Origin of the sequence: Limosilactobacillus mucosae (genome assembly GCF_013423865.1) — a bacterium.
Taxonomy (GTDB): Bacteria; Bacillota; Bacilli; order Lactobacillales; family Lactobacillaceae; genus Limosilactobacillus; species Limosilactobacillus mucosae.
The window spans coordinates 440286-452925 of sequence record NZ_CP058954.1; the positions used below are offsets into that span (position 1 = coordinate 440286).

Genomic DNA, 12640 nt, shown 5'->3' on the forward strand with positions numbered 1-12640 from the left:
TACAATATGCTTGAAGAATTAAAACAAGAAGTCTATGAAGCCAACATGCAGCTGCCTAAGCTGGGACTGGTTTCGTTTACGTGGGGCAACGTTTCAGGAATCGATCGTGAAAAGGGTCTGTACGTCATCAAGCCATCTGGAGTGCCATACGACGAACTGAAGCCAGAAGACATGGTTGTCGTCAACTTGAAAGGCGAAGTCGTAGAAGGGGACATGAACCCATCTTCTGACACGCCGACGCACACTTATCTGTACAATCATTTTCCAAAGATTGGTGGAATCGTCCACACCCATTCACCATGGGCTGTTTCGTTTGCGGCAGCTAATATGGATGTTCCAGCCTTAAACACGACACACGCGGACACCTTCTATACCGACGTGCCAGCCGCCGATGCTCTGACCAAAGAAGAAATCGAAGAAGACTACGAAGGCAACACGGGCAAGACGATCGTGCGGACGTTTAAAGAACGCGGCTTGGACTATGAAGCAACACCGGCCGCATTGGTTTCCCAGCACGGGCCATTTGCCTGGGGACCAACGCCAGACAAGGCCGTCTACAATGCCAAGGTGCTGGAAGTCGTAGCTGAAGAAGACTATCACGCCATGCAATTGACGCGTCAAAATCTGGAATTGCCGCAGTATCTATTGGACAAGCATTATTACCGCAAGCACGGCGCCAATGCCTACTACGGTCAAAACAACGCGCACTCTAAGGATCATGCCAAGCGTGAAAACTAATTACGCCTGACGCTAGACATTGAACGAATTCCCGCCAAGATTACGCCGTGAATGCGAATTGGCGGGATTTTTATTGCTTAAAAATAATATAAAATTACTAAAACTATCGTAAAATAAGAATTAATCATCATTACAATGAAAGACATAAGAGGCTGGTTCAATGGCAGAGATTAAATATGAAATTATCAGAAAAGCAATTCAAAAAGAGATCGAGTCCGGCAAGTATCAAGTCGGCGACAAGCTGCCCACGGAATCAAACCTGATGGAAACGTTTGGCGTCAGCCGCTATACGGTCAGACGGGCAATCAGCGAGCTGCAGAACGCGCATTACGTCTACCGAATCCAAGGTGGCGGCATGTATGTTGATGATTGGCAGGACAGCCAACAGCCGCCTAAAGCCAACAATAAAATGATCGGGTTGGTGACGACGCATATGGTTGACTATATCTTTCCCAACATCATCAGCGGGATTGACCGAATCATTTCCGCGCATGGGTATTCTTTGATTGTCGGCAATACGCACAACCAAAGAGAAAATGAACGGCGCAGTCTGGAGCGGCTGCTTGATACGCAGATTGCTGGACTGATCGTGGAACCGACGCAAAGTGCACTGGCCAATACCAATATGGATCTTTATCAAAAAATCGCCCAGAGTCATTTGCCAATGGTCTTTATCAACGCCCACTACCCGCAGCTGCAGGCGCCTTATTTGGAAATCAAGGATAAAAAAGCTGAATACGAGATGACTAAGTATTTGATCAAACAAGGCCACAAGCGAATTTTGGGTATTTTTCAGGTTGATGATCTGCAGGGAACGCGGCGGATGGAGGGTTTTATCAATGCCTATATGGAATATCCTGACATCTCGTATTTGAGTGAAACGGTTATGTATCAATCAGGGCAGGATATGAATCGGATTTTTCAGCGCGTGACGCAAATTATGGAACGGCCTGATCATCCAACGGCAATCGTCTGCTACAATGATGCCTTGGCAATTCAAGTCATGGACGTGGTACGCTCGGCTGGTTTGAAGATTCCAGAAGACGTCAGCATCGTTGGCTTTGACGACTATGTTTTAGGACGCTACTTCTCACCACGTTTAACTACGATCGAACACCCTAAAGAAAAAATGGGACTGGATGCCGGCCGGATGATCATGAGTCTGATCGATGGTGAAGAGGTTAAGCCGATTGAATATGATGCCAAACTGATTTTTAATGATTCAGTACGTAAATTAAACTAATAATGGCTGAATTGATTGCGGCTGTCTGCAAAATACTGCAGACAGCTTTTTGTTCGGCATTTATTATTTATCTATAAAAATATTGCGTATAAAAAATGAAATCTGTATTGACTTATACGGACAAAAACATATAATAGTAATCGTAAGCGTTTTCCGGGAAACGGTTTCAAAAAGCTGATAGTCGTAATGGGACAACAACCATTATTGGGAGATGGATTTATTATGAAGAAAGTATCAAACGGCTTCATCTATACGTTTGGGGCGTTGGGTGGACTGTTGTTTGGGTATGACATTGCCTCGGTTTCTGGGGCGATCCTATTCATTCAAAAGCAGCTGCATCTTAACTCTTGGCAGCAGGGCTGGGTCGTCAGTTCAGTTTTGATCGGTGCGACGCTGGGTGCTTTAGGTACGTCTAAGTTTTTGGACAAGTATGGCCGGCGCAAACTGCTGATCTGGGCTTCGATTATCTTTGCGATTGGGGCTTTAGGATCTGGCTTTGCACCAGAGTATTGGACTTTACTAGTGACGCGGATCATCTTAGGGATCGGGGTTGGGATCACCTCAGCCTTGATTCCAGCTTATCTGCACGAATTGGCACCTAAAAAGATTCATGGTGCCGTAGCGACGATGTTCCAGCTGATGGTCATGATTGGGATTCTGCTGGCCTACATTTTGAACTACACGTTTGAAGGCATGTACACTGGCTGGCGCTGGATGCTTGGCTTTGCTGCCTTACCTGCATTTATTCTGTTTATTGGTTCATTCTTCCTGCCAGAATCGCCTCGTTTCTTAGTTAAGATCGGTAAGGAAGATGAAGCACGGGCCGTCTTGATGAACACCAACAAAGGCGACAAGGCTGCCGTTGACAACTCATTAAAAGAAATTCATGAACAGGCCAAGCAAAAAGCTGGTGGCTGGAAGGAACTGTTCAGTCCACTGGTTCGTCCCGCTCTGATTACTGGTCTGGGCGCGGCAATCTTTCAACAGATCATTGGTTCTAACTCAGTCGTCTTTTATGCACCAACTATCTTTACCAAGGTTGGCTGGGGTGTTGCAGCTGCTCTGCTTGCCCACATTGGTATCGGGACGATCAACGTTATCGTAACGGTTGTCGCTATGCTGATGATGGACCACGTTGACCGTAAGAAGATGCTGTGTGTCGGTGCTACCGGTATGGGACTGTCACTGTTTATCATGGCAGGGATCCTGCACTTCAATGCTGGCGGCAAGGCGGCTGCTTATGTCAGTGCCATCTGCTTGACCGTTTACGTTGCCTTTTACGCATGTACTTGGGCTCCAATCACCTGGGTTCTGATCGGTGAAGTCTTCCCATTGAATATTCGTGGGTTGGGGACTTCTTTGGCATCGGCTACCAACTGGATTGCCGACATGCTGGTCTCGCTGACCTTCCCATCCATGCTTAGTGCCATGGGCTTGTCAAATACCTTTATTACTTATGGGATCATCTGTTTCATCTGTGTCTGGTTCACGCACAAGTACTTTATTGAAACGCGTGGTAAGTCGCTGGAAGAAATCGAAGCAGGCTTGCGGGAACATCTGGCTAAATCGGAAGCTAAGAAAGCTCACTAGCGGCATTCGGTAATTCATCAGATGATTTTTGATAAAAGTAATTGAATTGTACGGACAAATAAGCTATTCTTATCACACAAGCTGCTTAAACCGTTTTCAGCAGCTTAGCAGACTAAAACTTCTTGTAAAAGGAGATCAAACTTATGTTAAAGATTTCAGACTATGAATTTTGGTTCGTTGCCGGCTCACAATTCCTGTACGGTGAAGAACAATTAAAGTCAGTTGCCAAAGATGCTCAAGACATTGTCGATAAATTAAATGCTTCGGGCAAGCTCCCCTACCCAATCGTCTTTAAGGGCGTTATGACCACGGCAGAAGGCATTACGCAATTTATGAAGGATGCCAACTACAACGACAAGGTTGCCGGGGTAGTTACCTGGATGCACACTTTCTCGCCAGCCAAAAACTGGATTCGCGGTACGCGCCTGCTGCAAAAGCCGCTGCTGCACCTGGCTACGCAATATCTGAACAATATTCCATATGATACGATCGACTTTGACTACATGAACCTGAATCAATCGGCTCATGGTGATCGTGAATATGCCTACATCAACGCGCGCCTTAACAAGGGCAACAAGATCGTTTACGGCTACTGGGGCGATGAAGACGTTCAACAAGAGATCGCTGATTGGCAAATGGTTGCCGTTGCCTACAATGAAAGCTTTAAGCTCAAGATCGTTCGTTTTGGCGATACGATGCGTAATGTTGCCGTTACGGAAGGCGACAAGGTTGAAGCCGAGATCCGTCTGGGCTGGACCGTTGACTACTGGCCAGTTGGCGACTTGGTTGAATATGTTGATGCCGTTGATGAAAAAGACATCGATGCTGAATACAAGAAACTTGAAGAACAATACGAAATGGTAGAAGGCGACAACGATCATGAAAAGTACGTTGAATCGGTTCGCTACCAGCTGCGTGAATATCTTGCCATCAAGAAGTTCATGGATGACAAGGGTTACACGGCCTTTACCACCAACTTTGAAGATCTGCACGGCTTAAAGCAATTGCCAGGTCTGGCTTCGCAAATGCTGATGCGGGATGGCTATGGCTTTGGGGCAGAAGGTGACTGGAAGACGGCCGGAATGGATCGGCTGCTGAAGATTCTGTCCAACAATGAAAAGACGGCCTTTATGGAAGACTACACGCTGGATCTGCGTCATGGTCACGAAGCTATCCTTGGCTCGCACATGCTGGAAGTTGATCCAACCATTGCCTCTGATAAGCCACGCGTTGAGGTACACCCACTCGACATTGGCGGCAAGGATGATCCGGCACGGCTGGTATTTACCGGTTCAGAAGGCAAGGCCATTGACGTTACGCTCTCTGACTTCCGTGATGGTTACAAGATCATCGGTTACAGCGTTGACTGCCACAAGCCAGAAAAGGAAACGCCACATCTGCCAGTTGCCAAGCAATTATGGACGCCAACGACTGGTCTGCGTGATGGGGCCGAATTCTGGATGCATGCCGGTGGCGGTCACCACACGATCTTGAGCTTTACCATTAAGCCACAGCAGATCAAGGACTTGTTCAAGATGCTTGAATGCAATGTTGAATATGCCGAATAATTCTTATAACTCTTTGCTTATCCTCTGCTCTGAACAATCCTAGCCACTCAAAATCAAAATCTTAATTACTGTGTATCTAAAACTAAAGAGCCGCTCAGCTTATCTGCTGGGCGGCTTTTTAGACGTTGTTTGATCAGTCGGCTGAATAGACCTTCACCTCAATGTCTTGATTATAGTTTCCAAAACCCTTGCCAAAAATCGTACAGCCGCCTTTATGCGTTGCAAAATTCTGAATCTCAAAGCGCAGAGTGAAACGATCATTTTGATAAGGGAGATCACTTAGCGAAACCTTGGACCATGGCTCACCGTCAAGATAGGAGCCATGATCGGTAATACGAAAGACTTTTTGCAAGCCATACTGATTGACATTGCTTGGAACCCAGGCTGGCGTGTATTTGCCATGGACGTCTGAAAAGTCGCCTGGGCTGGTCCAGTAGCCTAATGGAACGCTATTAAGCGAAACAGTGATGTCAGAAGGCCAGTTATTGTTGGAAAACGGAAATTCTGAGCCCAGTTCGGCTGTAATGTCAATCATTCGCAGCTGATCATGACTGTTCAGATGGTTAGGAAACTGGTATTCAACAAAACCATTGTTCCACCAGATCATGCCGGCAAAGATGCGCTGCGGATCCATGAAATATGATGGATGATCAACGCGGCCAATATAGCCGTCTCTTCCTGCCAAACCGCATGAGGGAGCAACTGAGAAATTGGTATAGTGACCAACGGGAATCTTAACCGTATAGGCATTATAAGAAGGGTAGATGATATTGGGAAACTTAATATTGATCTGGTCAACCTGCAGCTTGGCGATCTTAAAGTGTCCTTGATGCGAGAATGAGACGATTCCGGTTGCAGCTAGCTGATTAAGGTGTTTAGCAGTAATCGTTTCACTGACGCCCAGCTGAGCAGCTAGCGCGGAAATGCTTTGGGCCTTTCTCGCCAGCAGTTGAATAATCTGAAGTCTAATAGGGTTTGCCAATGCTTTATAGACTGGTAGCCAGTCGTTTGAAATGGATGTTTCCATACAAAAAACTCCTTAGATGATTAATCCTTAAAAACAATCAATGAAAAGGTTGTGCAAACGCTGCATATTGCCTGCGATATTGATTATAGCCAATTAAAATATTGTTTATCAATAATTTATGCGGATAAATATTAAAAATATTATATGAAGTTTTATGGAAATCGGTTACATTATAGAAGGTTAACCGGACAAATGTTTTAGGAGGAATTATCAATGAGTAAATTGGCCTATACGGCACCACTAATCATTCAGCGTGCGGATCCATATATCTATAAGCACACTGATGGCTATTACTACTTTACGGCTTCCGTACCATCATATGATCGGATTGAGATTCGACGAGCAAGAACTTTGGAAGGACTTGCGCATGCTGCACCAAGAACGGTTTGGCGCAAGCACCCTGACGGCAGTGGTCCAATGAGCCAGTTGATTTGGGCACCAGAGATTCATTTTATTGATGGCAAATGGTACATCTACTTCGCGGCTTCACATACCAAAGAATTTGATAATAATGGCATGTTCCAACATCGTATGTTTTGCATCGAATGCGATCAGGAAGATCCTGTCTGTGCCGAAGAAAAATGGATTGAAAAAGGGCAGATCAAGACGGATAAGGACACCTTCTCTTTAGATGCTACCGAATTTGATTGGCAAGGTGACCACTACTATGTCTGGGCACAAAAAGATCCAGCCATTCGCGGCAATTCTAATCTCTATATCGCTAAAATGAAAAATCCCTGGACGCTGGCTACTAAACCGGTCATGATTTCAAAACCAGAATATGATTGGGAGATCCGTGGCTTTTGGGTTAACGAGGGACCAGCCGTTATTCACCGCAACGGCCGCTTCTTTATGACCTATTCTGCCAGTGCAACCGATGAAAACTATGCAATGGGGATGCTGACCTGCTCTGATGAGGCTGATCTTTTAAATGCAGACAACTGGAGCAAGTCTAAAGAACCAGTCTTTCAAAGTGACCTGACGACACACCAGTATGGACCGGGACACAATTCATTTACGGTTGCCGAAGACGGTAAAACTGATCTGATGGTATATCACTGCCGCGACTATACCGAAATCAAGGGCGACCCTCTGTATGATCCAAATCGCCATACGTTGGTCAAGCCTTTTGATTGGAATGACGATGGTACGCCAAACTTTGGCAAACCAGTTCCATATAACTACGATTAGATTGAGGTGGAATTATCATGAATAATGAACAAACAACGCCTAAAAAGCATGCAACCAAGGATTTTTGGGGCTTTCCAATTACGCACTTTACCTACTTCTTTACTTGGGCAATCGTTTTTGGCTATTTGACGCTTTGGCTTGAACAAGAAGCCCATTTCAATGGTGTTCAAGCTGGGTTCGTCTTTTCGATGATGTCAGGGGTTTCTTTAATCTTCCAACCAATCTTTGGGGTTATCTCCGACCGTTTGGTAATGAAAAAGAACCTGGTAATCACGATTGCAATCGGGATGATTTTAGTCGGTCCATATTTCCAATGGGTCTTTCATCCATTATTAAAGGTGAATACGGCACTGGTTGGTTTTGTAACCGGGATCTATCTTAGCTTTATCTTAAATGGTGGGGTTTCGGTAATTGAGCAATACGTTCAGCGGGCCAGTCTGACTAATAAATTTGAATATGGTCACTCCAGAATGGGTGGCTCGCTGGCCGGTGCAATTGCTTCTCTGATTGGTGGTCGGCTGTTTTTGTGGAGCCCCAACTCAATCTTTTGGGCCTGCACGGTTTCAGCAGTGATCCTGACATGTTGCTTGGTCTTTAGTGATAAGATTCACCTTGATAATCTGGCTGCCGTTGGTGTTGACAAGACTTCCTCACAATTAAATATGAAGCAGCTGGGTTCGATTTTTAAGTTAAAGAATTTCTGGTACCTTTCGCTGTTTTATATTGGAACTTCAGCAATCTATGATGTTTTTGATCAGCAATTTATTATCTTTTTCAAGAGCTTTTTCCATACTGCGGCTCAAGGGACACTGGCATACAGCTACATGACCAGTACGCAGACGGCACTTGAATTTCTGTTGATGATTCCAATGCCTTACATTATCAATAAGATTGGTTCAAAAAACGGCCTGATTATCTATGGCTTGATCCTAGGTGTGCGGATTATTGGTTCTGCAATGTCGCCATCGGTTGTCTGGGTCATTGTTTTACGGCTGTTGGCTGGTTTTGAAATGCCACTGGTTTTGGTTTCAATCATGAAGTACATCTCCGGTTCATTTGATTTGCGACTGTATGCGACAGTTTATGCGCTAGCGTCTAATTTTGCCAAGCAAATTTCGGTCTTTGTCTTTTCGACTTTAGCAGGTAAGTGGTACGATGCATTTGGCTTCCAGCACACCTACTATATTTTGGGGGCAATCGTTTTAGTCGTTACGATCATCTGTGCATTTGGCTTAAAGAAAGAAGATAAAGTTCAAGCCGGTGAAATCAGTGCTCCAGCTAATGCAGGCACGTCAAAATAATCAATCCGCTTAACTGAATCAACACTCTGATTGCTTAAAGCGTCGCCATTTGAAGGGTGGCGCTTTTTGAGATTAGTTTTTTTATATTTATTTGCGCAACCGTGTGTTTTACAAGCATAATGCTTATTAACGATTTCATTAATAGTGACAAGTCCCAGATCAGCATTGAAACCGGCTCCACAATCGGCTATTATTTTATTGTGAAATCATATGTTGGATAGATTTAAGGAAAGAAGTGTTTTTTTAATGACGCAAATTTCATTTGACGCCAGTGCACTGAAGAAGTTCGTGCACGAAAACGAACTGGGCGAAATGCAGGCGATGGTCAACGCGGCCGACAGCGAGCTGCGCAACGGGACGGGGGCCGGTGCCGACTTCCGCGACTGGCTGCATCTGCCAACGGAATATGATCATGAAGAATTTGATCGCATCAAAAAGGCGGCGCAAAAGATTCAATCAGATTCAGAAGTCCTGGTCGTAATCGGGATCGGCGGCTCATACCTGGGTACGCGGATGGCCATTGATTTTCTGCACGACTCGTTCTACTACTCACAAAAGCCAGCTGATCGCAAGTTCCCACTGGTTCTGTTTGCCGGTAACTCACTGAGTTCATCTTATTTGCATGATCTGGTTAAGCTGATCGGCGACCGCGACTTTTCGGTTAACGTGGTCTCCAAGTCTGGTACGACCACGGAGCCAGCCATTGCCTTCCGGATTTTCCGTGAGCTGCTGGTCAAGAAGTATGGTGAAGCCGGTGCCAACAAGCGCATCTATGCTACGACCGATGCCAAGCGCGGCGCTTTAAAGACTGAAGCTGACGATGCCGGTTGGGAAACCTTTGTAATTCCAGATGGCGTTGGTGGCCGCTACTCAGTTTTGAGTGCTGTTGGCTTGCTGCCGATTGCCGTTTCTGGTGCCGACATCGACCAACTGATGGCTGGGGCTGCTGATGCTGAAAAGTCATACACCAACCCAGACCTGACGCAAAACGAGGCCTACCAATACGCAGCCTACCGTAACATTTTGTATCGCAAGGGCTACACGACCGAACTGCTGGAAAACTACGAGCCAAACATGACGATGTTTGCCGAATGGTGGAAGCAATTGGCTGGTGAATCTGAAGGTAAGGACCAAAAAGGTATTTACCCATCCAGTGCCAACTTCACGACTGATCTGCACTCGCTTGGTCAATACATTCAAGAAGGTATGCGCAACCTGATGGAAACGGTTGTTAAGCTGGATACGCCAAACCATGACGTTACGATTCCAGCAGCTGAAAACGATCTGGATGGTTTGGCCTACCTGCAAGGCAAGAACATGGACTGGGTCAACACCAAGGCCTACCAAGCCGTGGTTGCTGCGCACAATGCCGGTGGCGTACCAGTTATGACGGTACACATTCCACGTGAAGATGAATACACGCTGGGCAGTTTGATCTACTTCTTTGAGGTTGCCATGGGCATTTCCGGCTACTTAAACGGGATCAACCCATTCAACCAGCCGGGCGTTGAGGCCTACAAGACGAACATGTTTGGTCTGTTGGGCAAGCCTGGTTTTGAGGCAGTTGGCGATCAATTGCGCGCACAAATGAAGGAAAACGAAAAATAATTTTTCGCGTCATTCGCTGGGACTGGCGAATGGCGTTTTTTAATTTAATAGATATAGTTTTGAAAACTAAATATTAAATTATTAAAACCATTTAATTAAGGAGAATTTTAAATGCTGGGAGAATTTTTGGGTACGCTGACACTGATCGTTTTGGGATGCGGTGTTGGTGCAGGCCTGAATCTAAATAAGACGATGGCGCATGGTCAAAGCGACTGGTTCTATGTAACGTTTGCCTGGGGGATTGCCGTAACTATGGGAGTCTACGTGGCGGCTTCGTTTGGTGCGCAGGGACATCTAAATCCCGCGGTCACTATTGCTTTTGCCGTAGCTGGAACCTTTCCCTGGTCGCAGGTGGCGCCTTATCTGGTTGGGCAGTTCTTAGGAGCGTTTTTGGGTGCTGTTTTAGTCATGATCCAATTTTGGCCGCATTTTAAGGCGACCAAGGATCCTAAGCACAACAATATCGGTATTTTTTCAACCGTTCCTGGGATTCGCAGCAATCTGTTCAACTTTTTGAGCGAGTTGATTGCGACGTTTGTCTTTATGCTGGTGCTTTATAATCTAGGGGATTTTACGACTGGGTTAAAACCGGTCGTTGTTGGGCTGGTGATCTTTGTAATTGGGGCCGGCTTGGGGACGACGACTGGCTTTGCGCTGAATCCGGCTCGTGACTGGGGACCGCGTTTGGCCTATACGATCATTCCAGTACCGAACAAATCAAGGGCAATGTGGGACTATGCCTGGGTACCGATGCTGGGACCGTTAGCCGGGGCTTTATTGGCAACGCTTTTGCAAATGACGGTGAAATAAATCATGAAAAAAGAAAAGCTGCAGGCTGAACTGGAACGGGTGCAAAACAGGCTGGCGATCTGGTGCGTATTGACAATCTGCTTTTATGTCATCGCGGCTTTGCGAGTCTTGCCGTTCATTCATTGGCTGGCCTGGCTTAGTGCCGGCTACTGTGTTTTTTTGCTTGGCACCTGGCTTTGGCTGTTTCACATCTATCGACATCTTAAATAAAAAACGCGCTCGTTTGCCACTGGCAGCAGGCGCGTTTTGCATTCTTAATTGCTTGCGCTTATCCAGGTTTCTTGCAATAATTAGCTAGACATTTAATCAATGGGGGATATTCATGGAAATTTTAGCAATGGTGCTAACGATGCTGGTTGGAATTGAGCATCTGGGGATTATGGGATTGGAAATGTTTGCCAGTCCCGCTAAACAGGCCAAGGCATTTGGACTGTCAGAAGAATACGTTAGTCAAAAAGAAGCACGGGTGTCATTTGCCAATCAAGGCATCTATAACGGTATGCTGGGTCTGTCTTTAATCATCAGCTATTGGCTTTTTAGCGGCACCGTTTTGATTAAAGTGTGGCTGTTGCTGTTGAGCTTTGTTATTGTCGTTGCTTTTTATGGCGGTCTGACGGTTGGCAAAAAGGTTTGGGCAATGCAGATGCTGCCGGCAGTTCTGGCTGCGGTCTGCTGTGTGCTGGCATAAAATAAAATCGCTAAGATTGGTTGATCAATCTTAGCGATTTTTTAATTGGCAGCGACGTTTTGAGTTGAGGTTTTGATGCTAGAACTGGTTGCGCTGCTGGAGCTGGCCTGGCTGCTGTAAAGCTCGTTGACGGCATCAATGTCACGCTGCTGGATGGTATAGAGCGATCCGGCTGGCTGCATGACTGAGATGTCATTGGTATGCTGCAGCCCAATAGCATGTCCCAATTCGTGCTCAGCCGTGTTGACGATTCGTTCCATGGTATAGCCATAGGAAGGATCAAGCAGGTAGGCGGTATTTAGGTAGACCGTGCCATGAACGAAATAGCCGGTTAATGAATCAACGCTCATCTGAGTCATTCCAGCGGCATCGTTGTCTTTGCTCATGGTTGTCATTACGATATCGGCATTTTTTCTGCTGCTGGTCTGCGTGAACTTAAAGCTTCCGGTAGCGTTCCATTTGGCGATTGCATCCAAGGCGGCCTGCTGCAGCGTCTGGTTTTCATAGCTGACATAGACGGTGGCCGTTGTTTTCTTCCAGCGACCACTGACCGAATCTGAATCGCTGCTGGTCTGCTGCGTCTTGGCTGAAGCGGTAGTGGTTGCTTTTTGACCAGTCACGCGACTCTTTAGCTGCTGAAAGTTGGCCTGCGCGACATAGGCGATTCGATTTACTGCAGCCCGTGCATTGTCGTTATTATGATAGACCCAGCTAAAGCCAATCAGGATAACGGCATAAAGCATGATGGTGCTAAAAAAGCGTCGCATGGCGATTCCCTCCTTTACGGCAGTTGTAAGGTTATTTTACCTTTTTGCCTCAGTGACGTCTAATTTGAAGACAGCCTAACACGAAATTTAAGAGATCTTAAAACAGCAT

The 12640-nt window shown here is 46.0% G+C and carries 12 protein-coding genes; 10 read left to right on the plus strand and 2 right to left on the minus strand.

Annotated features, from left to right (window positions below; all coding sequences use genetic code 11):
• Positions 1 to 6: 6 nt before the first annotated feature.
• The 4 genes from H0G69_RS01965 to araA all read left to right on the plus strand — a co-directional run bounded on the left by H0G69_RS01965 (position 7) and on the right by araA (position 5139).
• Entirely contained in the window at positions 7 to 738 is a 732-nt protein-coding gene (locus tag H0G69_RS01965; protein ID WP_006500325.1) for an L-ribulose-5-phosphate 4-epimerase, read from the plus strand.
• A 160-nt stretch (positions 739 to 898) separates the two neighbouring features.
• Entirely contained in the window at positions 899 to 1981 is a 1083-nt protein-coding gene (locus H0G69_RS01970; protein ID WP_180305062.1) for a GntR family transcriptional regulator, read from the plus strand.
• Positions 1982 to 2203: 222 nt separating this feature from the next.
• Positions 2204 to 3571: a sugar porter family MFS transporter gene (locus H0G69_RS01975; RefSeq protein ID WP_180305063.1), complete on the plus strand. Its 1368-nt coding sequence runs from the start codon at positions 2204 to 2206 to the stop codon at positions 3569 to 3571.
• Positions 3572 to 3714: 143 nt separating this feature from the next.
• Positions 3715 to 5139, plus strand: coding sequence for an L-arabinose isomerase (gene araA / locus H0G69_RS01980; protein WP_180305064.1), 1425 nt, complete (start codon positions 3715 to 3717; stop codon positions 5137 to 5139).
• Between the two features lie 133 nt (positions 5140 to 5272).
• Here araA and H0G69_RS01985 read toward each other — a convergent pair whose 3' ends face one another.
• On the minus strand, positions 5273 to 6166 hold the full coding sequence (locus H0G69_RS01985) for an ArsR/SmtB family transcription factor (RefSeq protein ID WP_180305065.1): 894 nt from the start codon (positions 6164 to 6166) through the stop codon (positions 5273 to 5275).
• A gap of 213 nt (positions 6167 to 6379) precedes the next feature.
• Between H0G69_RS01985 and H0G69_RS01990 the strand changes: the two genes are divergently transcribed.
• The 6 genes from H0G69_RS01990 to H0G69_RS02015 all read left to right on the plus strand — a co-directional run bounded on the left by H0G69_RS01990 (position 6380) and on the right by H0G69_RS02015 (position 11764).
• Positions 6380 to 7357 carry a glycoside hydrolase family 43 protein gene (locus tag H0G69_RS01990; RefSeq protein ID WP_180305066.1) on the plus strand — a complete coding sequence of 326 codons (978 nt, stop codon included), beginning with the start codon at positions 6380 to 6382 and terminating at the stop codon, positions 7355 to 7357.
• A gap of 17 nt (positions 7358 to 7374) precedes the next feature.
• The gene (locus tag H0G69_RS01995) at positions 7375 to 8658 is read left to right on the plus strand and encodes an oligosaccharide MFS transporter (RefSeq protein WP_180305067.1); all 1284 of its coding nucleotides are present in this window, start codon (positions 7375 to 7377) and stop codon (positions 8656 to 8658) included.
• A gap of 246 nt (positions 8659 to 8904) precedes the next feature.
• On the plus strand, positions 8905 to 10266 hold the full coding sequence (locus H0G69_RS02000) for a glucose-6-phosphate isomerase (RefSeq protein ID WP_180305068.1): 1362 nt from the start codon (positions 8905 to 8907) through the stop codon (positions 10264 to 10266).
• A gap of 111 nt (positions 10267 to 10377) precedes the next feature.
• The gene (locus H0G69_RS02005) at positions 10378 to 11076 is read left to right on the plus strand and encodes an MIP/aquaporin family protein (protein ID WP_180305069.1); all 699 of its coding nucleotides are present in this window, start codon (positions 10378 to 10380) and stop codon (positions 11074 to 11076) included.
• Between the two features lie 3 nt (positions 11077 to 11079).
• Positions 11080 to 11286 (plus strand): hypothetical protein, encoded by a 207-nt coding sequence (locus H0G69_RS02010; RefSeq protein ID WP_006500319.1) that lies wholly within the window; start codon positions 11080 to 11082, stop codon positions 11284 to 11286.
• Positions 11287 to 11398: 112 nt separating this feature from the next.
• A complete protein-coding gene (locus tag H0G69_RS02015; RefSeq protein ID WP_180305070.1) occupies positions 11399 to 11764 on the plus strand; it encodes a DUF1304 domain-containing protein in 366 nt (121 codons plus the stop codon).
• A 41-nt stretch (positions 11765 to 11805) separates the two neighbouring features.
• On the opposite strand, the gene H0G69_RS02020 is transcribed toward H0G69_RS02015, so the two are convergent.
• Positions 11806 to 12531 carry a M57 family metalloprotease gene (locus tag H0G69_RS02020; RefSeq protein ID WP_240164362.1) on the minus strand — a complete coding sequence of 242 codons (726 nt, stop codon included), beginning with the start codon at positions 12529 to 12531 and terminating at the stop codon, positions 11806 to 11808.
• Positions 12532 to 12640 lie beyond the last annotated feature (109 nt).